Annotated in this window: 19 protein-coding genes; 15 read left to right on the top strand and 4 right to left on the bottom strand. The window is 72.1% G+C overall.

What is annotated here, in order from left to right; all coding sequences use genetic code 11:
• The first annotated feature begins 297 nt into the window (after window positions 1-297).
• The 14 genes from IE264_RS01915 to IE264_RS01850 all read left to right on the top strand — a co-directional run bounded on the left by IE264_RS01915 (window position 298) and on the right by IE264_RS01850 (window position 19,947).
• Complete coding sequence (locus IE264_RS01915; protein ID WP_015608554.1) at window positions 298-1,368, top strand: mechanosensitive ion channel family protein; 1,071 nt, start codon at window positions 298-300, stop codon at window positions 1,366-1,368.
• A 186-nt stretch (window positions 1,369-1,554) separates the two neighbouring features.
• Entirely contained in the window at window positions 1,555-2,760 is a 1,206-nt protein-coding gene (locus IE264_RS01910) for an ROK family transcriptional regulator (RefSeq protein ID WP_015608555.1), read from the top strand.
• 82 nt (window positions 2,761-2,842) lie between these two features.
• A complete protein-coding gene (locus tag IE264_RS01905; RefSeq protein ID WP_015608556.1) occupies window positions 2,843-4,174 on the top strand; it encodes an ABC transporter substrate-binding protein in 1,332 nt (443 codons plus the stop codon).
• A 7-nt stretch (window positions 4,175-4,181) separates the two neighbouring features.
• Window positions 4,182-5,123, top strand: a complete 942-nt coding sequence (locus IE264_RS01900; protein WP_015608557.1) for a carbohydrate ABC transporter permease — start codon at window positions 4,182-4,184, stop codon at window positions 5,121-5,123.
• A gap of 3 nt (window positions 5,124-5,126) precedes the next feature.
• Window positions 5,127-6,029 carry a carbohydrate ABC transporter permease gene (locus tag IE264_RS01895; RefSeq protein ID WP_032753308.1) on the top strand — a complete coding sequence of 301 codons (903 nt, stop codon included), beginning with the start codon at window positions 5,127-5,129 and terminating at the stop codon, window positions 6,027-6,029.
• A gap of 2 nt (window positions 6,030-6,031) precedes the next feature.
• Complete coding sequence (locus tag IE264_RS01890) at window positions 6,032-7,297, top strand: 6-phospho-beta-glucosidase (RefSeq protein ID WP_015608559.1); 1,266 nt, start codon at window positions 6,032-6,034, stop codon at window positions 7,295-7,297.
• The gene (locus IE264_RS01885; protein ID WP_032753310.1) at window positions 7,288-8,262 is read left to right on the top strand and encodes an N-acetylglucosamine kinase; all 975 of its coding nucleotides are present in this window, start codon (window positions 7,288-7,290) and stop codon (window positions 8,260-8,262) included. Before IE264_RS01890 ends, IE264_RS01885 begins: the two co-directional genes overlap by 10 nt.
• Before the next feature lie 440 nt (window positions 8,263-8,702).
• Complete coding sequence (locus IE264_RS01880; protein WP_015608561.1) at window positions 8,703-10,091, top strand: GlnX family signal transduction membrane protein; 1,389 nt, start codon at window positions 8,703-8,705, stop codon at window positions 10,089-10,091.
• A gap of 11 nt (window positions 10,092-10,102) precedes the next feature.
• On the top strand, window positions 10,103-11,152 hold the full coding sequence (locus IE264_RS01875) for a glutamate ABC transporter substrate-binding protein (protein ID WP_032753312.1): 1,050 nt from the start codon (window positions 10,103-10,105) through the stop codon (window positions 11,150-11,152).
• A gap of 86 nt (window positions 11,153-11,238) precedes the next feature.
• Entirely contained in the window at window positions 11,239-12,609 is a 1,371-nt protein-coding gene (locus tag IE264_RS01870; RefSeq protein WP_032753314.1) for a hypothetical protein, read from the top strand.
• Window positions 12,606-15,521 carry a serine/threonine-protein kinase gene (locus IE264_RS01865; protein ID WP_078657319.1) on the top strand — a complete coding sequence of 972 codons (2,916 nt, stop codon included), beginning with the start codon at window positions 12,606-12,608 and terminating at the stop codon, window positions 15,519-15,521. The genes IE264_RS01870 and IE264_RS01865 overlap by 4 nt, the downstream gene beginning before the upstream one ends.
• 2 nt (window positions 15,522-15,523) lie before the next feature.
• On the top strand, window positions 15,524-17,014 hold the full coding sequence (locus IE264_RS01860) for a protein phosphatase 2C domain-containing protein (RefSeq protein WP_032753436.1): 1,491 nt from the start codon (window positions 15,524-15,526) through the stop codon (window positions 17,012-17,014).
• Between the two features lie 19 nt (window positions 17,015-17,033).
• Complete coding sequence (locus IE264_RS01855; protein WP_032753318.1) at window positions 17,034-18,395, top strand: vWA domain-containing protein; 1,362 nt, start codon at window positions 17,034-17,036, stop codon at window positions 18,393-18,395.
• Window positions 18,396-18,474: 79 nt separating this feature from the next.
• Window positions 18,475-19,947, top strand: coding sequence for an FHA domain-containing protein (locus IE264_RS01850; RefSeq protein WP_032753320.1), 1,473 nt, complete (start codon window positions 18,475-18,477; stop codon window positions 19,945-19,947).
• 25 nt (window positions 19,948-19,972) lie between these two features.
• On the opposite strand, the gene IE264_RS01845 is transcribed toward IE264_RS01850, so the two are convergent.
• Entirely contained in the window at window positions 19,973-21,001 is a 1,029-nt protein-coding gene (locus tag IE264_RS01845; RefSeq protein ID WP_032753437.1) for a methyltransferase domain-containing protein, read from the bottom strand.
• 112 nt (window positions 21,002-21,113) lie between these two features.
• Between IE264_RS01845 and IE264_RS01840 the strand changes: the two genes are divergently transcribed.
• On the top strand, window positions 21,114-21,518 hold the full coding sequence (locus IE264_RS01840) for a globin (RefSeq protein ID WP_015608569.1): 405 nt from the start codon (window positions 21,114-21,116) through the stop codon (window positions 21,516-21,518).
• A 48-nt stretch (window positions 21,519-21,566) separates the two neighbouring features.
• On the opposite strand, the gene IE264_RS01835 is transcribed toward IE264_RS01840, so the two are convergent.
• From IE264_RS01835 to ettA, 3 genes are read right to left on the bottom strand one after another with little or no spacing between them, the layout of a single operon-like run.
• Window positions 21,567-22,268, bottom strand: coding sequence for a DUF8010 domain-containing protein (locus tag IE264_RS01835; RefSeq protein ID WP_015608570.1), 702 nt, complete (start codon window positions 22,266-22,268; stop codon window positions 21,567-21,569).
• Complete coding sequence (locus IE264_RS01830) at window positions 22,265-22,687, bottom strand: acyl-CoA thioesterase (protein WP_015608571.1); 423 nt, start codon at window positions 22,685-22,687, stop codon at window positions 22,265-22,267. Before IE264_RS01830 ends, IE264_RS01835 begins: the two co-directional genes overlap by 4 nt.
• 5 nt (window positions 22,688-22,692) lie before the next feature.
• Window positions 22,693-24,357 (bottom strand): energy-dependent translational throttle protein EttA, encoded by a 1,665-nt coding sequence (gene ettA / locus IE264_RS01825; protein WP_015608572.1) that lies wholly within the window; start codon window positions 24,355-24,357, stop codon window positions 22,693-22,695.
• Window positions 24,358-24,445: the final 88 nt, after the last annotated feature.

Below are 24,445 nucleotides of genomic sequence, written 5' to 3'. Positions count from 1 at the left end.
CGCCGGCGGCGCGTGGCTCGCGCCGGGACGATCCGATCTCAGTCTCTCCTCATGCCTGGTCAAAGCGCCACCACGTACGGGTAACGGGCCGGGAGGATTTTTCTCACCCCCGGGCGCGGCGGGCGCCGGCCCGGTCCCGGAGGGCGGTCCCACCAGGGCGGCCGCGCGCACTGTGCGATCGGCCACAGCGGACGTATCCCCGGTGAGACGTGTCTCTCCCCCGAACACGGCAACGATCCACTCCCCCGGCTTCGTTAGTCTTATCGGTCAGCCGTCGTCCCTCTGGAGGTCCCCACCGTGCACCTGTCCGTCCTGTTGGCCGCAGCCCCGTCACCCGAGCCGGGCGGCTCGCTCGACGAAGCCGCCGAACAGGCCGGGAACGCGGCGGGGTGGGTCGAGGAGAACTGGTCCACCTGGCTGAGTACCGGTCTGCGGATCCTGCTGATCGTGGCGGTCGCGGTCACGCTGCGCTACCTGATCCGGCGCGCCCTGACCAATCTGATCGACCGGATGAACCGCAGCGCCCAGGCGGTGGAGGGCACCGCGCTGGGCGGTCTGCTGGTGAACGCCGAGCGCAGACGCCAGCGGTCGGAGGCGATCGGCTCGGTCCTGCGGTCGGTGGCCTCCTTCATGATCATGGGAACGGCCGTCCTGATGGTCCTGGGCGCGTTCAAGATCAACCTGGCGCCACTCCTCGCCTCCGCAGGTGTCGCCGGTGTGGCGCTCGGTTTCGGCGCGCGCAACCTGGTCACGGACTTCCTCTCCGGCGTCTTCATGATCCTGGAGGACCAGTACGGGGTCGGGGACACGATCGACGCCGGGGTGGCCTCCGGTGAGGTCATCGAGGTGGGCCTGCGCGTCACCAAGCTGCGCGGCGACAACGGCGAGATCTGGTACGTCCGCAACGGCGAGGTGAAGCGGATCGGCAACCTCAGCCAGGGCTGGTCCACCGCCGGGGTCGACGTCACGGTCCGCCCGACGGAGAAGCTGGAGCACGTCCGCGAGGCGATCACCGCGGCCGCCGAGACCATGACGAAGGAAGAGCCCTGGTCGGAGCGGCTCTGGGGCCCGGTGGAGGTGCTCGGCCTGGACGCGGTCCTGCTGGATTCCATGACGGTCCGGGTCACCGCGAAGACGATGCCGGGCAAGGCGATCGGTGTGGAGCGCGAGCTGCGCTGGCGCATCAAGCAGGCGCTGGACGACGCGGGCATCCGGATGATCGGCGCGGTGCCGCTCCAGGTGGAGGCCGAGTCCTCGGCGGACCCGACGGCCGCGATGGCGGCCCCTTCGGCGTACGCGTCGGCCACCTCTCCGCAGTCGCTGGCGGCGACCCCGATACCGCCGCCCACGACGAACCTGAACAAGTAAGCCCTTTCCCCGACGCCCCCGGCCGCCCCTGGACCCCAGGAAGGCGGCCGGGGGCGTTTGCGTGCGAGGTAACACTTTGATTGCCGGAGAGGCGGTCCCCATTGACGCCCCGGTGACCTGCGTCTTACGGTCCTCCCAGAATAGGAAAGTTTCCTAACAGAGTCGACAAGGGTGGGTGCGTCCACGATGACGGGAACCACACCGGGCACCCCCCGGGTACTGCGGGCCATGAACGACCGGGCCGCCCTCGATCTGCTGCTGGAGCACGGCCCTCTCTCCCGCACCCGGATCGGCAAGCTCACGGGCCTGTCCAAGCCCACCGCCTCGCAGCTCCTGGCCCGGCTGGAGGCGGCCGGTCTGGTCGTCGCCACCGGGACCAGCGAGGGGCGCCCCGGACCCAACGCGCAGCTCTACATGGTGAACGCGCGCGCCGCCCATGTGGCGGGGCTCGATGTGAACGAGCGGCGCATCGTCGCCGCCGTCGCGGACGTGACCGGGACGACGGTCGGGCAGTTCGAGCTGGCGACACCCGGCCGGCGTGCCGACAGCGTGGTGCGCCAGGTGGCCGACGCGCTGGACGGGGCGGTGAAGGAGGCCGGGCTCACCCGCGCCGACATCCACCGGGTCGTCATCGGCACCCCGGGCGCCTTCGACCCGAGCACCGGGCGGCTGCGGTACGCCTCGCACCTGCCCGGCTGGCACTCCCCCACCCTCCTGGACGAGCTGGCCGCGTACCTCCCGATGCCGGTGGAGTACGAGAACGACGTCAACCTGGTCGCCGTCGCCGAGCAGCGCCTCGGTGCGGCCCGCGGCCACGACGACTTCGTGCTGCTCTGGAACGAGGAGGGCCTGGGCGCCGCCCTCGTCATCAACGGGCGCCTGCACCGCGGCTTCACCGGCGGTGCGGGCGAGGTCGGCTTCCTGCCGGTGCCCGGGACCCCCCTCGTACGCCAGGTCGTCAAGGCCAACAGCGGCGGCTTCCAGGAGCTGGCGGGCGCCCAGTCGGTGCCCCGGCTCGCGAAGGCGCTCGGCATCGACACCCCGCAGCAGCCGTACGCGAAGGCCGCCGCCACCCTGCTGGAGCGGGCGGCCGCCGCGTACGAGCAGGACGAGGCGCTGACCGAGCTGCTGGGCCAGTACGCCCACCGGCTCGCCACCGGCCTCGCCTCCGTCACCGCCGTCCTGGACCCCGGGCTGATCGTGCTGTCCGGCGGTGCGGTCGCCGCGGGCGGCGAGGTCCTGCGCTCCCTGATCCAGTCCGAGCTGGCCGAGCTCGCCGCCTCCCGGCCCCGGCTGGTCGTCGGCGAGATCGACCGCACCCCCGTACTGCGCGGCGCCCTGGAGAGGGCGCTCGCCGACACCCGCGACGAAGTGTTCGACACCTCGCGCTGACCCACCGATCCCCCGTCCCTGCCCCCGTTTCCGCCCCCGTTCCTGTCGTCTGCTTCTCTTCCCCGCCCCTGGGAGCTTTGTCATGCGCACAAACCGTCTCACCGCCACCGCTGTCGCCGTCGCCGCGATATCGGTGCTCGCCACCTCGTGTACCGGCCAGACCGAGGCCGGCGGGACCGACGACCCGAAGGCGAGGACCACGATCAACTTCTGGCACGGCTGGAGCTCTCCCGCCGAGGTCAAGGCGGTCAAGGACAACGTCGACCGGTTCATGAAGGCCCACCCGAACATCACGGTGAAGGTCTCCGGCAACATCAACGACGACAAGCTCAACCAGTCGCTGCGCGCGGGCGGTTCGAACGGGCCGGACGTGGTCTCCTCCTTCACCACCTCCAACGTCGGCAAGTTCTGCTCGTCCGGCGCCTTCGCCGACCTGAAGCCGTTCATCGAGAAGTCGAAGCTGGACCTGGAGAAGACGTTCCCGAAGGTCCTCCTCGACTACACCCAGTTCGAGGGCAAGCGCTGCGCCCTGCCGCTGCTCACGGACGCCTACGGCCTCTACTACAACAAGGACGCCTTCGAGAAGGCCGGGATCACCGCGCCGCCGAAGACGATGTCCGAACTGGCGAGCGTGGCGAAGAAGCTGACGGTGGAGAAGGGCGACAGCTACCAGCAGCTCGGCTTCATGCCCACCTTCCACGGATACGAGACGGTCGCCGATCACTACCTGTCCTCGTGGGACCACACGTACTTCGACGAGAACGGCAAGTCGAACATCGCCAAGGACCCGGCGTTCGCAGAGATGTTCACGTACCAGAAGAAGCTCGTGGAGAGCCTCGGCGGCTACGACAAGCTGGAGAAGTACCGCGGCACCTTCGGCGACGAGTGGGGCGCCAAGCACCCGTTCCACACCGGCCAGGTGGCCATGCAGCTGGACGGCGAGTGGCGGCTCGGGATGGCCGAGGACGCCGGGGTCGGCTTCGAGATCGGGGTCGCCCCGATGCCCGTCGCCGACGACGAGGCGGACAGCTACGGCAAGGGCTTCCTCTCCGGAACCATCGTGGGCATCGCCCCGGCCAGCAAGAAGCAGAACGCCGCGTGGGAGCTGGTGAAGTACATGACCAGCGACACCGAGGCGGTCGTCAACTTCGCCAACGGCATCCGCAACGTGCCCTCCACCTTCGAGGCGCTGAAGTCGCCCGGCCTGAAGTTCGACCCGCGCTTCAAGACCTTCCTCGACATCGCCCAGCACCCGAAGTCCAACACCCCCGACGGGGCCGTCAACGGTTCGGCGTACCAGCTGACCCTCCAGGACTTCGGCTACCAGTACGAGAAGGGCGCGGTGAAGGACCTCCAGGCCGGCCTGGAGAAGACCGCGAAGCAGATCGACACCGACATCGCCAAGGCCAAGTAGCCCGACGATGACGACGCACACACTCCGCTCCAAGCGCCGCAGGTCGACGCTGCGGAACGCGGCCTTCATGTCGCCGTGGCTGATCGGGTTCTCGGTCTTCTTCGCCTACCCGATGGTCTCGACGGTCTACTTCTCCTTCACGTCGTACGACGGGTTCGGGGCGCCGGTCTTCAACGGGCTGACGAACTGGACGTATGTCTTCCGGGACTACCCGATGTTCTGGCCGTCGCTGTGGAACACGCTCTGGCTGGTGGTCGTCATGGTCACCTGCCGGGTCGTCTTCGGACTCGGCATCGGCCTGCTGATCACCAAGATCAAGACGGGGACGGGCGTCTTCCGGACCCTGTTCTACCTGCCCTACCTGGCGCCGCCCGTCGCCGCGACACTTGCCTTCGTCTTCCTGCTCAACCCCGGCACCGGGCCGGTCAACGCGATCCTCGGGGAGCTGGGGCTGCCGACGCCCGGCTGGTTCAACGACGCCGCCTGGTCCAAGCCGGCCCTCACCATGCTCGCGGTCTGGGGCATCGGGGACCTGATGGTCATCTTCATGGCCTCGCTGCTGGACGTGCCGACCGAGCAGTACGAGGCGGCCGAGCTGGACGGTGCCTCCGCCTGGCAGAGGTTCCGCTTCGTGACGCTGCCGAACATCGCGCCGATCGTCCTGTTCGCCGTCGTGACGGGCGTCATCCAGGCGATGCAGTACTACACCCAGCCCCTGGTGGCCGGAAAGGTCGCCTCCGGAGTCATCGGCGGCTCCGGCCAGTCCTTCGAACCCGGCTATCCCGACAAGTCGACACTGACGCTCCCCCAGCTCGTCTACAACCTCGGCTTCCAGCGCTTCGACTACGGCGCCGCCTGTGTCGTCGCCCTCATCCTGTTCGCCCTGGCCATGGCCTTCACCGCGCTGCTCATGCGGGGCCGCAACAACCTGATCCAGGCCGGTGACTGAGCCATGACCCAACTCCTCGACAAGCCCGCCCCCGCCTTCCCGGCGAAGGCCCCGCGCACGCCCGCCGCACGCACCGCACGCCGCAAGGCGCTGCTGCACTGGATCGCCGTGCACTCGCTCGGGATCGCCGCCGCGCTCTTCTTCGTGCTGCCGTTCGTCTTCGTGGTGCTCACGTCGCTGATGAACGACCAGCAGGCGCTGACCCGCGACCTGACCCCCAACACCTGGGAGTGGGGCAACTACAAGAAGGTCTTCGAGACGCCCGGCTTCCTTGTCTGGTGGCGCAACACCCTCTTGTACGCGGGACTCGGCACCGTACTCACCGTCGTGTCGTCCATCCCCGTGGCGTACGCGCTGGCGAAGTTCCGCTTCCGCGGCCGCAAGCTGTCCCTGATGCTCGTCATCTCGATGATGATGCTGCCGCCGCAGGTCGTCATCATCCCCATGTACCTGTTCTGGGCGAAGCAGATGGACCTCTCCGGCACCCTCTGGCCGCTGATCATCCCGATGGCCTTCGGTGACGCGTTCTCCATCTTCCTGCTGCGGCAGTTCCTCCTGACCATCCCGAACGAGTACCTGGACGCGGCCAAGGTGGACGGCTGCGGTGAGTTCCGTACGCTGATGAAGGTCGTCCTGCCGATGGCCAAGCCCGGTATCGCGGCCATCGCCCTCTTCCAGTTCTTCGCCGCCTGGAACGACTACTTCGGACCACAGATCTACGCCTCCGAGAACCCGGCCGCCTGGACGCTCAGTTACGGCCTGGAATCCTTCAAGGGCGCACACCACACCGACTGGAACCTGACCATGGCCGCGACCGTTCTGGTCATGGCCCCCGTGATCGCCGTCTTCTTCTTCGCTCAGAAGGCATTTGTCGAGGGCGTCACACTCACCGGAGTAAAGGGCTGACAATGAAGCTCGCAGTAGTTGGTGGCGGGTCCACCTACACCCCTGAACTGATCGACGGCTTCGCCCGGTTGCGGGACACGCTGCCGGTCGAGGAGCTGGTGCTCGTCGACCCGGCGGCCGACCGGCTCGAACTGGTCGGCGGCCTGGCCCGGCGGATCTTCGCCAAGCAGGACCACGCCGGGAAGATCACCACCACCACCGACCTGGACGCGGGCGTGGCCGGCGCCGACGCCGTCCTCCTCCAGCTCCGCGTCGGCGGACAGGCCGCGCGGAACAAGGACGAGACCTGGCCGCTGGAGTGCGGCTGCATCGGCCAGGAGACCACCGGCGCCGGCGGCCTCGCCAAGGCGCTGCGGACCGTGCCCGTCGTCCTGGACATCGCCGAGCGGGTGCGCCGCACCAACCCGGACGCCTGGATCATCGACTTCACCAACCCGGTCGGCATCGTCACCCGGGCCCTGCTCCAGGCCGGGCACAAGGCGGTCGGCCTGTGCAACGTGGCGATCGGCTTCCAGCGCAAGTTCGCCCGGCTGCTGGACGTGAACCCCTCCGAGGTCCACCTGGACCACGTCGGGCTCAACCACCTCACCTGGGAGCTGGGCGTGCGCCTGGGCGGCCCGGACGGCGAGAACGTGCTGCCGAAGCTGCTGGCCGAGCACGGTGACGCCATCGCGGACGACCTCCACATGCCGCGCCGACTCGTGGACCGGCTCGGCGTCGTCCCCTCGTACTACCTGCGCTACTTCTACGCCCACGACGAGGTCGTGCGGGAGCTCGGCACCAAGCCGTCCCGCGCCGCCGAGGTCGCGGCGATGGAGAAGGAGCTGCTGGCGATGTACGGCGACCCGACGCTGGACACGAAGCCCGAGCTGCTCGCCAAGCGCGGCGGGGCGTTCTACTCGGAGGCGGCGGTGGACCTCGCGGCCTCCCTGCTGGGCGGCGGCGGTTCGCCGGTCCAGGTGGTGAACACGTACAACAACGGGACGCTGCCGTTCCTCCCGGACGACGCCGTCATCGAGGTGCAGGCCCGGGTGGACCACGGCGGGGCGACCCCGCTGGCCGTGCCCGCGCTGGACCCGCTGTACGCCGGTCTCATCGCCAACGTGACGGCGTACGAGGACCTCGCCCTGGAAGCCGCGCTGCGCGGTGGCCGGGACCGGGTCTTCAAGGCTCTGCTCGCCCACCCGCTGATCGGGCAGTACGACTACGCCGAGGGGCTCACCGACCGGCTGATCGCGCACAACCGGGAGCACCTCGCGTGGGCGTGAACGTCTCGGTCATCGCCGTCGACGCGGGCAACAGCAAGACCGATGTGGCCTTGATCGGTGCGGACGGCACGGTCCTGGCCAAGGCCCGGGGCGCGGGCTTCCAGCCGCCCCTCGTCGGGGTGGAGGCCGCGCTCGACGTGCTGGGGTCGGTCCTGGACCGGGCGGTCGCGGAACTGCCGTCCGCGACCGGCTCTTCCGGCCACCTCTCCGCGTGCCTGGCCAACGCCGACCTGCCGGTCGAGGAGGCCGAGCTGGCCGAGGCCCTGGAGGCCCGCGGCTGGGCGGCCTCGGTCGAGGTGCGCAACGACACCTTCGCGATCCTGCGCGCGGGGGTGGACGAGCCCCGGGGCGTCGCGGTGGTCTGCGGGGCCGGGATCAACTGCGTGGGCATGGTGCCGGACGGGCGGACCGCCCGCTTCCCCGCGATCGGCCGGATATCCGGCGACTGGGGCGGCGGCGGGGGGCTCGCGGAGGAGGCGCTGTGGTTCGCCGCGCGCGCCGAGGACGGGCGCGGTGAGCCGACCGAGCTGGCCCGTACGCTGCCGGTCCACTTCGGGCTGGACTCGATGTACGCGCTGATCGAGGCGCTGCACCGGGGCACGATCCCGCCGGCCCGGCGGCACGAGCTGACGCCGGTGCTGTTCGCCACGGCCGCCGCCGGGGACCCGGTGGCAACCGCCGTGGTGGAGCAGCAGGCCGAGGAGGTGGTGGCGATGGCGTCGGTGGCGCTGACCCGCCTGGGCCTGCTGGAGGAGGAGGCGCCGGTGCTGCTGGGCGGCAGCGTGCTGGCCGCGCGCCATCCGCAGCTGAACGACCGGATCGCCGAACTGCTGGCGGCGCGGGCCCCGAAGGCGGTGGTGCGGGTGGTGTCCGAACCGCCGGTGCTGGGGGCCGCTCTGCTGGGCCTGGACCGTACGGGGGCGGCGCCGGAGGTCCACCGGCGGCTCCGGGCGCAGTACGCCTGAGCCTCCGGGCCAACCGGCCGGGGCGTCCCGTCGCGTTCACGCGGCGGGACGCCCCTCGTTCGGGGGGACGCCCCTCGTTCGGGGGGACGCCCCTCGTTCGGGGGGACGCTCCTCGTTCGGGGGAACGCCAGCGGGCCGGGGAACCGATCGGGCGTCCCGCTCGTGTACCTGATGGGGAGTCCGGAACGCCGGGGGACGGTGGGACGGCCGGGCGGTCGTGGGAAGCCGCCGACGGCGCCGGTTCGCTTATGGGGATGTTTCGGGGCACGTTGCGCCGATCGCCTTGATCGGCCGCGTCCACCCTGATCGAATGCGTTGACCGGTGCGGGATCCAGGCGTTCTTCAGGTGAATGTCCGTCCCTGAGGCCATACTTCTGGCCGGGCGCCGGCCCCGATCGGCCGGGGTCCGGGGCACCGTCAGTGACCGAGGGGGAGGTCGAGTGACACAGCTGCCGCAGGGCGGCCCGCAGACGCAGCGCGCGCCGGAGCAGGCGCCCGCGCCCATCGGCCTGCCCGCGCAGCGGCCGAGCACCTGGGCGGTGCAGAGCCGGCGGCTGCGCGCCGCGGCGACGACCGAGCCCGGCCGCCTCCAGATCATCGGGGCCGTGCTGGCGCTGCTGGTCCTGGCGTTCGGGGCGGTTACCGCCCTGGAGATCTCGCACCGCTCCGCCGCCGCCGACGACGTGGTGGGGCGCAGTCAGCCGCTCAGCGCGGACGCGGCGAACATCTACCGCTCGCTCGCCGACGCGGACACGATGGCGGCCGGCGGCTTCCTCGCGGGGGCCCAGGAGCCGAAGGCCGTCCAGGACCAGTACCGCAAGGACATCGAGGAAGCGGCACGGCTGCTGGTGAAGGCGTCGGCGAACACGGACGCCTCCACCAGCTCCTGGCAGGAGATCACCACCCTCAACGAGCTGCTGCCCGTCTACACCGGCCTGATCGAGCGGGCCCGCGCCAACAACCGGCAGGGGCTGCCGCTGGGCGGCGCCTATCTGCGGTACGCCAACCAGAAGATGACGAACGAGCTGCTGCCCGCCGCCGAGCGGCTGTACGCGGCGGAGACGGGCCGGCTCGACCGGGACTCCGCCGACGCCCGGCAGTGGCCCTTCCTCTCGCTCGCCGCCGGAATCGTGGTGCTGGGCGCGCTGGTGTGGATGCAGCGCCGCAACTACCGGCGCACCAACCGGGTGTTCAACCACGGACTGCTGGTGGCGACGGCCGCCGCCTCGGTGGTACTGCTCTGGCTGGCGGTGGGGCACACGGTGGCCCGCACCGAGCTGCGGTCCGCGATGACGCAGGGCCAGGAGTCGCTCGACGTCCTCAACAACGCGCGGATCAACTCCCTGAAGGCGCGCGCCAACGAGAACCTCACGCTGGTGGCGCGCGGCGCCGTGCTGACCGCCGACGGTTCGGCCGACCAGTACGAGACGGACTACACCACGGGCATGAAGGCCCTCAAGGCGCAGCTGAAGCAGGCCGGGCAGCTCGCGGACGACCGGAGCGGCAGCGCCCCGGTGGCCGAGGCCGCCAGGAGCGTCACCGAGTGGCAGGAGCGCCACCGCAAGGCGCGTGCCACGGACGACCGGGGCGACTACGACGGTGCGCTGAAGCAGATCATCGGCGCCGAGGACTCCACGGGGCAGTCCTTCCAGCAGGTGGACACCGCGCTGCGGAAGGCGCTCGCCCATGAGCAGGGCGAGTTCACCTCGGCCGCCGAGGACGGGCGCGGGGCCCTGCGCGGCCTGCCGACAGGAGCCGCCGCGCTGGCGGTGCTGGGAGCGGTCGCCGCGATCCTCGGGGTCAACCGCAGGCTCTCGGAGTACCGGTGAGAGGGGCAGCGATGACCAGGGCGAGAACGGGGACACGGCACCGCCCCGCGCGGGGCGGGCTGCGCGGCTGGGGCGGTGTGACGGGGATGGCGGTGGCGTGCGTGATCACCGCGTCGCTCACCCTGCTGCCGCTCTCCCGGCACGACGGGCGGACCGCGGGGGCGGACACGGTGGGCGGTGGCACGGCGGCGGCCTTCCCGGCGCGGGCCGAGGCGTGCACCGATCCGGAGGCGAGCCTGCCGCCCTCGTCGGCGGACGGACCGGGCATCGCGAAGATCAAGGCGCGCGGGAAGCTGGTCGCGGGCGTCGACCAGAACAGCTTCCGCTGGGGGTACCGCAACCCCTACAGCGGTGAGCTCGAAGGGTTCGACATCGACCTCGTGCGGGCGCTCGCCAAGGACATCCTCGGCGACCCGAACGCGGTGATCTTCCGGGCCATCCCCACCAACCAGCGCATCGCCGCCCTGGAGAGGGACCGGGTCGACGTCATCGTGCGGACGATGACCATCAACTGCAAGCGGCTGGAGCAGGTCTCCTTCTCCACCGCCTACTTCCGGACCGGCCAGCAGATCCTGGCCCCCAAGGACTCCGCCATCACGGGGTACGACGGATCGCTGAAGGGCAAGCGGGTCTGCTCCGGCGAGGGCACCACCGCGTACGAGGCGCTGGAGAAGGAGTCGTACGGGGCGATATTCAAGGACGAGTCCGACGGCACCGAGCGCGACCGGGACCAGCTGACCGTCCCCAACCAGCTGGACTGCCTGGTCCGGCTCCAGCTCGGTGAGGTCGACGCCGTCCTCACGGACAACGCCCTCGGCGCCGGGCAGGCGGCGCAGGACCCGGCGGTGGCCCTCAAGGGCGCGGGGCCCTTCACCACCGAGTACTACGGTGTGGCGGCGAAGAAGGGTGCCGACGATCTGGTGGCCCGGGTCAACAAGGTCCTGGTCGACTACCGGGCGGGCGGGGCGGACAGCGCCTGGATGGTGTCGTACCGCAAGTGGCTGGCGGCCGGACTGCCCGGCATCACGGCGCCACCGGCCCCGAAGTACCGCAGCGAGTGACCCCGGCGCGCCGGGGCGCGTACATACCGGAGCAACTGATCCCGTCCGGGCCCACCGGCCCGGCGGCGAGAGCGGAGAGGTGATCGATGGGCGTCGCGGGATCCTTCCCCAGCTTCGCGGGGAGGCCCCCCGGCCCGGTCATGGACCGGGAAGAGGCGGACCGTGCGCTGGCCCGGCTCGGCGCGGAGCACGAGGCCATCGAGACCTCGCTCCTCGCCCTGCAGGACCATGCGGGCCGCCGCCTCCTGGAGGGCGCCGAGCTGACCGGGGTCACCCGGGAGCGCTGGGCCACCACCGAGCAGTCGATCACGCTGCTGTGGGAGTACTTCGACGCCTACGCGGGTGCGCGGGAGGAGGCCAGGGAGATACGGGCCCGCCGCCGCCACCCGAACCGGGAGGACCTGGTCGCCCTGACCGAGCTGCTGCGCGGCGACGCGGTCACCGTGGCCAATCCCGGTGCGCTGCCGCCCTCTTCGGTGACGGGCCCGGCCCGGCTCTCCGAGCGGTTCTCGCTCCAGGAGCTGGTCGCCCGGATGAACGAGCTGTACGCCAGGTCGCTGGACATGGTCGTCGCCTCGGACTCCGTCTGGTCGGCGCTGCCCGCCCGGATCGACCTGCTCGCCGCCGAGCTGCACCGGACCCGTTCGCTGGCCCACTCGGTGGGCGTGCGCCCCGGTGAGCACCCGGCCGGGGACGACCTGGCGGAGATCACCCAGGAGCTCACCACCCTGCGGGTACAGGTGATCTCCGACCCGCTGGCGTTCTGGCTGCCGGGCCCCGGCAGCGCCGCGCCCGGCGGCGGACGCCCGGACACCTCCCGCTACGACCGGGCGGCCCGCGCCCTGGAGGACGTACGGCGGGAGATCGAGGCGGTGCTCGCGGTGCGGCAGGACGCCGAGGCGCGGCTGATGCGGCTGCGGGACGTGCTCTCGCGGGCCGACCGCACGCTGACCGAGGCGCGGGCGGCGCGCGGCGAGGTGCTGGCCAAGATCGCCGCCTCCGAGGTGCCCGCCGTCAGCGGACCGGCGACCGCCCTCCAGGAGCGGCTGGACATCGCGTCCGAGTACCGCAGGCGCGCCCAGTGGAACCGGCTCTCCCCGCTCCTGGAGTCGCTGGAGCAGGAGGCCGAGGAGGAGCTGCTGCGCGCCCGGGAGTCGCTGACCTCGGTGACGGCCCCGCTGGCGGTCCGCGCGGAGCTCCGCGGCCGGCTCGACGCGTACAGGGCGAAGGTGGCCCGGCACGGTCTGGCGGAGGATCCGCTGCTGATCGAGCGGTACGACGCGGCGCGCCGGATGCTGTGGAGCGCGCCGTGCGATCTGCGGGTGGCCGAGCAGAACGTGCTGCGCTACCAGCAGGCGGCGGCCGAGCTGCTGACACCGCGCCGGCCCGAGGGGGCCGACGGCCCCGAGGACCGGCGGGGCGGGTCCGGGCCCGGCGACCAGGGGGAGATTCGATGAGTACGCAGTGCCAGCGCCCGGCGTGCGAGGGCGCCTACGAGGACATGGGCGGCGGTGAGCTGTACTGCGACACCTGCGGTCTGGCCCCGGTCGTCTCGCCGACGGGCATGGTCTCCTCGCCGCCCACGGGGATCGCGGGCGGCGGCCGGGCGAGCAGCCGTGACAGCTCCTCGCAGCGCTCCTCCTCCCGGGCCTCCGCGCGCTCCTCGTCGCGTTCGTCGACCTCGCGGCGCTCGGTATCGGGGCGTCTGTCGCGCTCGCTCTCCGGCTCCTCCACCTCCCGTTCGGTCTCGGTGCGCTCCTCGGGCTCGTCGGCCGCTTCCTCCACCCGGGGGCGGCTCGGCGTCGGTCTGGTGCAGGTCCCCGACGTGCCCCGGCCCGACCCGCGTACGGCGGTGATGGAGAACCCGGAGGTGCCCGAGCGCAAGCGGTTCTGCTCCCGCTCGGACTGCGGGGCCCCGGTGGGCCGTTCGCGCGGGGAGCGGCCGGGCCGCACCGAGGGGTTCTGCACCAAGTGCGGCCACCCCTACTCCTTCGTGCCGAAGCTGACCGGCGGCGACATCGTGCACGGCCAGTACGAGGTCGTGGGCTGCCTGGCGCACGGCGGGCTCGGCTGGGTCTACCTCGCGGTGGACCGGGCCGTGTCGGACCGCTGGGTGGTCCTCAAGGGCCTGCTGGACACCGGCGACCAGGACGCGATGGCGGCGGCGATCTCCGAGCGCCGCTTCCTCGCCGAGATCGAGCACGCCAACATCGTCCGGATCTACAACTTCGTGGAGCACCTGGACCAGCGGACCGGGTCGCTCGACGGGTACATCGTCATGGAGTACGTCGGCGGCAAGGCGCTCAAGGAGATCGCCAACGAGCGCCGCACCCCGGCCGGGAAGCGCGACCCGCTGCCGGTCGAGCAGGCCTGCGCGTACGGGATCGAGGCGCTGGAGGCGCTCGGTCATCTGCACAGCCGCAATCTGCTCTACTGCGACTTCAAGGTCGACAACGCGATCCAGACCGAGGACCAGCTCAAGCTGATCGACATGGGCGCGGTCCGCCGGATGGACGACACCGAGTCCGCCATCTACGGCACCGTCGGCTACCAGGCCCCCGAGGTGGCGGAGGTCGGCCCGTCGGTCGCCTCCGACCTGTACACGGTGGCGCGGACGCTGGCGGTCCTCACGTTCGACTTCCAGGGCTATACGAACGTCTTCGTGGACTCGCTGCCGGACCCCGACAACATCGAGGTCCTCCGCACCTACGAGTCCTTCTACCGGCTGCTGGTCCGGGCCACCGACCCGGACCCGGCCCAGCGGTTCGCCTCCGCCTCCGAGATGGCCGAGCAGCTGACCGGGGTGCTGCGCGAGGTCGTGGCGCTCCAGACGGGGCGGCCGAGGCCGGCGCTGTCGACGTTGTTCGGTACGGAACTGCGGGTGACGGACACGGTGTTGTTCGCGGAGCAGGTGGACGACGTTTCGCGGCTGGGCGCCCGGGCGGCGGCCTCGGGGCGCGGTGGCCGCTTCGGACGGCGCAAGGGCGGTACGGGTCCGCTGCCGGGCATTCCGGCGCAGGGCGGCGGGGTTGTGGGGCAGGGCGGTGGTGTACAGGGGCACGGTGGCGGTGTGCCGGTCGCCCCGGGGGCGGTGACGTCGGCGGTGGCCGGTGCGCTGCCGGTGGGCGGGCAGCCGTCCGGCCCGGGGGCGGGCGCATGGCCCGCTGCGGGGGCGGCTCCGCTGACGGCGGCGGCGACCCACGTGCGGGGCGGTCCGCAGAGCGGTACGGGCACCGGTGCGTACGCCGGCCCGCAAGGCGGTACGGGTGCCGGTGCGTACGCCGGTCCTCAGGGCGGCGGCCCGGCAGCGGCGTACGCGCCCCCCGCGCAAGCCCCCGTGCCCGCACCCCGCACGGCCTCACCCGCCGCGCGGACCGGCCCGTACGGCCCCTTCGGGGCGACCGCAGGGGGTGTCAGGCTCGCCCTGTTCGACGCGCGGGCCACCGCCCTGGCGCTGCCGGTCCCCCGGGTCGACGCGAACGACCCGAACGCCGGGTTCCTCGCCGGGCTGATGGCCTCCGCGCCCGCCGAGCTGATCGCGGCCCTGCAGGCGGTGCCCGCGGCCTCGCTGGAGACCCGGCTGCGGGAGCTGCGGGCCCGGCTGGAGATGCGCGAACCGGACTCCGCCGCAGGGGCGCTGACCGACCTGGAGGGCCGGCACCCGGACGACTGGCGGGTCGTCTGGTACCGGGGCATCACCTCGCTGGTGACCGGCGACCACGAGGTCGCGGCGCTCTCCTTCGACGCGGTGTACGACGCGTTCCCCGGGGAGCCCGCGCCCAAGCTGGCGCTGGGAATCTGCGCCGAGGTGCTGGGCCAGCTGGACAACGCCGCCGAGTACTACCGCCTGGTGTGGGCGACCGATCCGAGCTTCGTGAGCGCCGCGTTCGGCCTGGCCCGGGTGCAGATCGCCGCCGGGGACCGGGCGGGGGCCGCGCACACCCTGGAGTCGGTGCCGGAGGCGTCGATCCACTACACGGCGGCCCGGGTCACGGCCGTCCGCGCCCGGCTGCGGGAGCGGGACCCCGCCGAGCCGCTGCTGGCCGATCTGACGGCCGCCGCCGTGCAGGTGGCGGCGCTGACCGGGTTCGGTCTGGACCCGGTGCGCCGCGAGCAGTTGACGACCGAGGTACTGGGCAAGGCGCTGGACTGGATACTCTCCGGTAGTCCCGGTGCCCCGCCGCCGGGCGGATCGGCGGCCGCACCTCCGGGTACCCGGAAACTGCTCGACGCCGAACTGGACGAGCGGGGACTGCGGTTGGGCCTCGAACGCTCGTACCGCATGCTCGCCCGGCTCGCGCAGCGGGGCGACGAGAGGATCGAACTGGTGGAGCGGGCCAACCGTTTCCGCCCCCGGACGTGGGTGTGAAGATGTCAGAGAGCCACCAGCAGCCCGCCCTGGCGAGGTGCCCCGGCTGCGAGGAGCCGCCGGCGTCCGGCGACCTGTTCTGCGGTGCGTGCGGCTACGACCTGTCGGCCGTGCCGGCCCGCCCCGACGACCGGCCGACGATGGCGATCACGGTGCCGCCGGCTGCCCCGGCGGCGCCTGCCGTGTCGCCGACGGGCCCGCCCGCGCCTGCCGTACCGCCCCCGGCGGCCCCGCCCGTACCCGACGCGCCCGCGCCTCCCGTGGCGGCCGTCCAGTGGCCCGCCGCATCGGAGACGGACAGCTCCGACGTGCCCGCGCCCGTGCACCGGGCGACGGACCTGCCCGGCACGGACTCGGGCGGCAAGCCGTTGCCGACGACGCCTCCGGTGCGCCACGACGACCGGGCGGCGGCGGTTCCGGCCGCCACGGAACCCGCCGCCGAGCCCGCCGAACCCCCCTACAGTCCCGACAGCTCCAACAGCCCCGACAGCTCGGGCGACTTCGCTCTGGCCGCGCCCGATCCCCGCACGGCGGAGCCCACCCCGACGCCCGCCGCCAGTACGAAGGTCTGCGTGGCCTGCCGGTCCGGCCGGGTGGACCCCGACGGATACTGCGAGAACTGCGGGCACGCCCAGCCCCGCGAGCGCGACCACATGGAGCAGGAGCTCGGCTCGGTGGCCGCCGTCAGCGACCGGGGCCTGCGCCACCACCGTAACGAGGACTCCTTCGCGGTCTCCTCGACCGCGCTGCCGGACGGTTCGCCCGCCGTCGTCGCCATCGTCTGCGACGGCGTCTCCTCGGCGAGCCGGCCCGACGAGGCCTCGGCGGCCGCCGCGGTCGCCGCCAACGAGGCCCTGCTGGAGTCCCTGCCGCGCGGCACGCACCCGCAGCAGGCGATGCACGAGGCGATCGTCGCCGCGTCCGAGGCGGTCAACGTGCTGGCCCAGGACCCGCCCGGGGCTGCCGAGCACGAGGCCCACCGCCATCAGAACGCCCCGGCCTGCACCCTGGTCGGCGCGATCATGGCAGGCGGTCTGCTGGTCGTCGGCTGGGTCGGCGACAGCCGGGTCTACTGGGTTCCGGAGGACCGGACGGGCCCGCCCGCCCGGCTCACCGAGGACGATTCATGGGCCGCGCAGATGGTGGCGGCGGGCCTGATGAACGAGGCCGAGGCGTACGCCGACGAGCGCGCCCACGCCATCACCGGCTGGCTCGGCGCCGACTCCTACGAACTGGAGCCGCATACCGCCTCGTTCAAGCCGGACCGCCCCGGTCTGGTGGTGGTCTGCACGGACGGCCTGTGGAACTACGCGGAATCCGCCGAGGAGATGGCCGCCGCCGTGCCTCCGGAGGCCCACCTGCGCCCGCTGCACGGCGCCCAGGTCCTTGTCGGACACGCGCTCGACGGCGGGGGCCACGACAACGTAACAGTGGCTCTGCTCCCGTTCACCGTGGAGCAGCAAGGGGCAGGATCGGCCTGCACCACCGTTTGAGTCTCAAGGAGCAGACCGGATGGCCAACTTCTCGAAGTCGAACGTGCCGCAGTTCTCCGTCGACGTGTACCAGAACGAGTTCCTGCCGGAGGGCGGCCGCGAGGTCAACGGGATCGTCACCGTCACCTCGACCGGCGGCGGCACCACCGGCGGCATCCCGCTGCCCGGCGCGGCGGCCGCCCCCGGGTACGGCCCGGGGCAGGCACCGAGCGCCGCGGTGGTGCTGATGGTCGACTGTTCGGGCTCCATGGACTACCCGCCGACGAAGATGCGCAACGCACGCGACGCGACGGCGGCGGCCATCGACACCCTGCGCGAGGGCACCCGGTTCTCGGTGGTCGCCGGTACGCATGTGGCGAAGGACGTCTATCCCGGCAACGGGCAGCTCGCGGTCGCCGACGCGCGGACGAAGGCCCAGGCCAAGGAGGCCCTGCGGAAGCTGAGCGCGGGCGGCGGGACCGCGATCGGCACCTGGCTGCGGCTGACCGACCGGCTGCTGGGCGCCGCCGACGTCGACATCCGGCACGGCATCCTGCTGACCGACGGCCGCAACGAGCACGAGGCGCCCGAGGACCTGCGGGCCGCGCTGGACTCCTGCGCGGGCCGGTTCACCTGTGACGCCCGGGGCGTCGGCACCGACTGGGAGGTGAAGGAGGTCACCTCCATCGCCTCCGCGCTCCTCGGCACCGCCGACATCGTCGCCGACCCTGCGGGTCTCGCCGCCGACTTCACGCAGATGATGGAGAACGCGATGGGCAAGGAGGTCGCGGACGTGGCGCTGCGGCTCTGGACGCCCGTCGGGGTGGAGATCCGGTTCGTGAAGCAGGTGGCACCCACGGTCGAGGACCTGACCGGCCGGCGCACCGAGGCGTCCCCGCGCGCCGGGGACTACCCGACCGGCTCCTGGGGCGACGAGTCCCGCGACTACCACGTGTGCGTCCTGGTCCCCGAGGCCGGGATCGGCCAGGAGATGCTGGCGGCCCGGGTCTCGCTGATCCTGCCCGACCCCTCCGGCGCGGGGGCTCCGCAGGTCCTCTCCCAGGGGCTCGTCCGGGCGGTGTGGACGGACGACATGGTGGCGTCGACCTCGATCAATCCGCAGGTCGCGCACTACACAGGTCAGGCGGAACTGGCACAAGTCATCCAGCAGGGGCTGGACGCCCGCAAGTCGGGCGACTTCGACGGAGCGACGGCGAAACTGGGCCGTGCGGTGCAATTGGCATCGGCGTCCGGGAACCAGGACACTGCGAAACTGCTTTCGAAGGTGGTCGACGTCGTCGATGCGGCGACAGGTACTGTGCGACTGAAAGCGAAGGTCGCGGAAGCGGACGAGATGACCCTCGAAACGCGCTCGACCAAGACAGTTCGCGTCAAGAAGTAGCAGCATCTGGTGGCCGAACGGTCACGATCGACAGCATGACGGCCCCCGGGGCCGGACGAGGAGAGGGGGAAGCGCCGACATGCCGACCTGCCCGAACGGACACCAGTCGGGTTCCGAGGACTGGTGCGAGGTCTGCGGACACCGCATGACCGGAACGGGCGCCCCCGCCGGCGCCGTCCCCCCGCCCCCTCCGCCGCCCCCCGCGCCCGGTTACGGCTACCCGCCGCCCGCAGGCAACGACGGCGGCCCGCCGACGATGCAGGCCGAGCTCTGCCCGCAGTGCCGCACGCCTCGCGAGGCGAACGCGCCGTACTGCGAGGAGTGCCGCTGGAACTTCCTCACCAACACGGCGACCTCGTACACGCCGCTGGCCCCGCAGCACGGGACGCCCGGCGGCCCGGGTGGCCCCGGCGGGCCGCCGCCCGGTCTCAACCTGCCGCCCGGCTTCCTGTCCCAGCAGGGCCCCGGCGGATCCCAGCAGGGTCCCGGCGGACAAGGCGGCCAGGGCGGTCCCGGAGGACAGGGCGGCCAGGGTGGTCCCGGCGGTCCCGGTGGCGGGTCCCAGCAGCACGACCCGTTCGAGTTCCAGGCTTCGCGGCCCTCGCAGATGAACCGTCCCGCCGAGCCGCTCGCTCCGGAGCGGACCGGTCCCGGCGGCCAGGACGAGCGCGGTGGCCAGGGCGGCCAGGGCGGCCCTCCGCCGCACGCGTTCCAGCAGGGCCCGCCGCCTCCGCCGGCCTTCCAGCAGCAGGGGCCGCCGCCGCACCAGCAGCAGTCGGCTCCGTCACCGTTCGAGCGGCAGCAGTCGGCGCCCTCGCCGTTCGAGCCCCAGCAGTCCTCGCCCTTCGAGCCGCAGCAGTCCTCGCCCTTCCCGCCCCAGCAGCAGCATTCCGCGCCGCCGCAGCAGCAGTCCCCGCACGGTGGCGGTGGCGACGACTGGGTGCTGCCACCGCCGTCCCAGGCGCAGGCACCGCAGCCGCCTCAGGCCTTCCAGCAGCAGGCCCCGTACCAGGGCGGGCAGCAGGGTGGGCAGCAGGGGCCGGGCGGCCGGCAGGGCGGGCACCCCGACCAGCATCAGGGGAACCAGGGATACGGCCAGGACCAGGGGTACGGCCAGGCCCCCGGTCAGGGGCAGCCTCAGCAGGCCGCGTCCTGGACCGCCGTCATCGCGCCGGACCGTGAGTACTTCCTGGCGATGATGCAGCGCAGCGGCCCCGAGGCGACCGGGCTGAACCTGCCCGCGTACTCCCCCGAGCAGCGTCTGCCGCTCACCGGGACCCAGGTCACCATCGGCCGCCGCCGGCACAGCACGGGCGAGTCCCCGGACATCGACCTGTCGGTGCCGCCGGAGGACCCGGGCGTCTCGCACCAGCACGCGGTGCTGGTGCAGCAGCCCGACGGCGGCTGGGCGGTGGTCGACCAGAAGTCCACCAACGGCACCACGCTCAACGGCGCCGAGGACCCGATCCAGCCGTACGTCCCCGTCCCGCTCCAGGACGGCGACCAGGTGCACGTCGGGGCCTGGACGACGATCACGATCCGCCGGGACTGAGACCCGTCCCCCTGCGGGCCGGAGATCACCCGGCCAGGGGCCAGGTGTACGGCCCCTCCGGGTCGTCCAGCCAGGCCCACTGCCGGCCGTCCGCGACCGTGATGCCGTACCTCTCCCGCTGCGGGCGCTCCTCGCGCTCCCAGAGGGAGAGGGCCTCGTGCGGATCGAGGCTGCCGGCGGTCAGGGTCAGCAGGAACCGGAAGAGCTCGTTCCCGATCGCCCGTCTCGGCACTCCGCCGGAGCGCGCGACGGGTCCGGGCAGCGGTGAGGCCCCGCGCAGGGGCACGAAATACGCCGGGGTGTGCAGGAAGTGCCCCTCGGCGCGCCGGCCGTGCGCCGTCGCCCGTACCTCCAGCGAGACGAGCCCGGTCGCGACCGGAGCGAGGATGCGCGCGCCGGGCGAGCACTGCTCCGGCCAGGCGGGCGGTACGGAGGGCAGCGTGCAGGTCGCGATGATCCGGTCGTACGGGGCCTGCTGCGGGGAGCCCCGGGCCCCGTCGCCGGTGACGACCGTCGGGCGGTACCCGGCGGCGGCGAGGTGGCTGCGGGCCGCGTCCGTGATCTCCGGGTCCAGATCGACGCTGGTCACCGCGGGGGCGCCGAGCCGGTGGGAGAGCAGCGCCGCGTTGTAGCCGGGGCCGGTGCCGATCTCCAGGACGGTGTGCCCGTCCCGCACGTCGAGGGCATCGAGCATCAGGGCCATCAGCGAGGGCTGGCTGGAGGACGAGATGAGTTCGCCGTCCCGCATCCGGGTGGCCAGGGGCTCGTCCCCGTACACCCCGCGCAGCCAGCGCCGGCGCCGTACGGGATCAGGGTCCTCGCCCCAGAGCCGCTCGTAGCCCCGGCTGCCGTGCACGTAGTAGTACGGCACGAAGAGGTGGCGCGGCACCTGTTCGAAGGCGGCGCGCCAGGCGGGGTCGGTGAGCCCGCCCTGCGCGACGATGTCCCGCACCAGGGCCTGGTGCGCCGCGTCGGCCTCGGCGTCCGTATCCGCGCCGGTACCGGCCTCGGCGTCCGTATCGGCCTCGGAAGGGACTTCCCGGTGTGCGCCCATGCCTCCACTGTCCTGCGGCGGCGCGGCGGAGGCGACCGGGCCGGGCGGGATGGTCCCGGCCATTGGTCCTAGGACCCCTGACCTCGGCCGGTGCGTCTGCGACCATGGACGGGTGACAGAGATTCCGCGCGACACGCTTCAGGAGCAGACCTTTTACGAGCAGGTCGGCGGCGAGGAGACCTTCCGACGCCTGGTCCACCGCTTCTACGAGGGGGTCGCGGGCGACGAGCTGCTGCGGCCGATGTACCCGGAGGAGGATCTGGGCCCGGCCGAGGAGCGCTTCACCCTGTTCCTGATGCAGTACTGGGGCGGCCCGCGCACCTACAGCGACCACCGGGGCCACCCGAGGCTGCGGATGCGGCATGCCCCGTTCCGGGTGGACCGGGCGGCCCATGACGCCTGGCTGGCTCATATGCGGGTCGCGCTGGACGAGCTGGGTCTGGCGCCCGAGCACGAGAAGCAGCTGTGGGACTACCTGACGTACGCGGCGGCCTCGATGGTCAACACGGCCGACTGACGCACCGCGGGCTGGAGGAAGGCTGACGGGCCGGGCGGATCGCCCGGCTCAGTTGTGCCCGACGGTCAGGGCCAGCGCACCCAGCCCGCTCACCGGGTCGCGGCGCAGGGCGACCGACCCGAACGGGGTCCGGAGCCGCAGCCAGCCGCCGGAGGCGAACAGTGAGACGGGGAAGCCGGGGTCGGCGCGCAAGAAGCCGAGGGACTGGGCGGCGTGGACCGCGCGCAGCGGCAGCTCGGTGGCGCCGACGGGCCGGGACCAGATCTCCCGGCCGATACGGTCGCGCTCGGCGCGGGTGCGCTGCTCTTCGGGCAGCGCCTCGTCCCGCGTACGGAATTCGGCGACGGCCGCGTCGAGGGAGGCGCGCAGGGCGTCCGGCCCGGGCAGGCCGGCCTGTTCGCGCCAGGGTCCCCGGGGCGGCAGGACGCCGGTCCACGGCGGCCCGGTGACGGGGGCGGGCAGCGCACCGCCCCGCTCGCCCGGGCCCTCCCCGGAGATGTCGAGGGACTCCAGCAGCTCGCCCGCCGACACCGTGACGTCGAGCGTCTCGGGGCGGGCCAGGCGGGCCGTACGGATCGCGAGCACCTCGAAGGAGGGCGGGCGGCCGAACACGGCCAGTGCGTCGCCGCCGCCCGCCTGCAACCGGACCGCGGCGGCCCGGTCGTAGTGGAGCAGCCGGCCGAGGAAGGCGGCGAGATCCGCCGCCTCCCTCGGGTCGGCGAACAGCAGCGACTGCACAGGCACCTTCATGCCGCGGCGGGCTCCTCTGCCAGGTACTTCTGGAGGAAGAGCTTCTCCTCGGCAGAGATCCGCCGGGGCCGCTCGGCCTCCAGGTTGTACGGGACGACGACGGTCGAGGCCCGTACGTACACCTGGTCGGGGTCCTTGATCTCATAGGCGATCGTCAGCGACGCGGCGCCGATCTTCGTGACCCACGACTCGACGGTGACCGGCTCGTGCCGGTGCACCAGCGGCCGTACGTAGTCGATCTCGTGCCGGGCCACGACGGACCCGCCCGAGAACGACGGCGAGCCGTCGCCCGGCGCCAGCCGGAACATGAAGTCGATGCGCGCCTCCTCCAGGTAGCGGAGGAAGACCACGTTGTTGACGTGGCCGAAGGCATCCATGTCCGACCAGCGCAGGGGGCAGCTGTAGATGTGACGGGCCAAGACGATCAGCCTCGCGTGAGCTTCTTGTACGTGGCGCGGTGCGGGCGGGCCGCGTCCGCGCCGAGCCGCTCGACCTTGTTCTTCTCGTACGACTCGAAGTTGCCCTCGAACCAGTACCACTTGGAGTCACCCTCGTAGGCGAGGATGTGCGTGGCGACGCGGTCCAGGAACCAGCGGTCGTGGGAGATGACCACTGCGGCGCCCGGGAACTCCAGCAGTGCGTTCTCGAGCGAGGACAGGGTCTCCACGTCGAGGTCGTTGGTGGGCTCGTCGAGGAGCAGCAGGTTGCCGCCCTCCTTGAGCGTCAGCGCCAGGTTGAGGCGGTTGCGCTCACCACCGGAGAGGACACCGGCCGGCTTCTGCTGGTCGGGGCCCTTGAAGCCGAACGCGGAGACGTAGGCGCGCGAGGGCATCTCGACCTGGCCGACGTTGATGTAGTCCAGCTCGTCCGAGACGACGGCCCAGAGGGTCTTCTTCGGGTCGATGTTGGCGCGGGACTGGTCGACGTAGGAGATCTTGACCGTGTCGCCGACCCGGATGGCGCCGCTGTCCGGCGTCTCCAGGCCCTGGATCATCTTGAACAGCGTGGTCTTGCCCGCACCGTTGGGACCGATGATGCCGACGATGCCGTTACGGGGCAGCGTGAAGGACAGGTCGTCGATGAGGACCTTGTCGCCGAAGGCCTTCGAGAGGTTCTCGACCTCGACGACGATGGAACCGAGGCGCGGGCCCGGCGGGATCTGGATCTCCTCGAAGTCCAGCTTCCGCATCTTGTCGGCCTCGGCCGCCATCTCCTCGTACCGGGCGAGACGGGCCTTGGACTTGGTCTGGCGCCCCTTGGCGTTCGACCGCACCCACTCCAGCTCTTCCTTGAGCCGCTTCTGGCGCTTCTCGTCCTTGCGGCCCTCGACCTTGAGGCGGGTGGCCTTGCGCTCCAGGTACGTGGAGTAGTTGCCCTCGTAGGGGATCGCGCGGCCGCGGTCGAGCTCGAGGATCCACTCGGCGACGTTGTTCAGGAAGTACCGGTCGTGGGTGACGGCGACGACGGCACCCGGGTACTTCGAGAGGTGCTGCTCCAGCCAGTTCACCGACTCGGCGTCGAGGTGGTTGGTGGGCTCGTCGAGGAGGAGCAGGTCCGGGGCCTCGATGAGCAGCTTGCAGAGCGCCACACGGCGCTTCTCGCCACCGGAGAGGTTGACGACCGGCCAGTCCCCGGGCGGGCAGCCCAGGGCGTCCATGGCCTGCTCCAGCTGGGCGTCCAGGTCCCACGCGTTCGCGTGGTCCAGGTCCTCCTGGAGCTTGCCCATCTCGTCCATGAGCGCGTCGGAGTAGTCGGTCGCCATGAGCTCGGCGACCTCGTTGAAGCGCTTGAGCTTGCCCATGATCTCGGCGGCGCCGTCCTGGACGTTCTCCAGGACGCTCTTGCTCTCGTCGAGCTTCGGCTCCTGCATGAGGATGCCGACGCTGTACCCCGGCGACATGTACGCGTCACCGTTGGACGGCTGCTCCAGGCCCGCCATGATCTTCAGCACCGTGGACTTACCGGCACCGTTGGGCCCCACGACACCGATCTTCGCGCCGGGCAGGAAGTTCAAGGTGACGTCATCAAGGATCACCTTGTCGCCGTGCGCCTTGCGCGTCTTGCGCATGGTGTAGATGAACTCAGCCAAGAGAAACCGTCCGGCAGCAATAGAGGTGTGGGCAGATACACCCCATCTTGCCTGACGGCCGTCCCCGGACGGAAACCCGTCCGGGGAT

It is taken from the genome of Streptomyces microflavus (assembly GCF_014650075.1).
In the GTDB taxonomy this organism is placed as follows: domain Bacteria; phylum Actinomycetota; class Actinomycetes; order Streptomycetales; family Streptomycetaceae; genus Streptomyces; species Streptomyces microflavus.
This window is presented reverse-complemented; position numbering and strand designations above follow the sequence as displayed.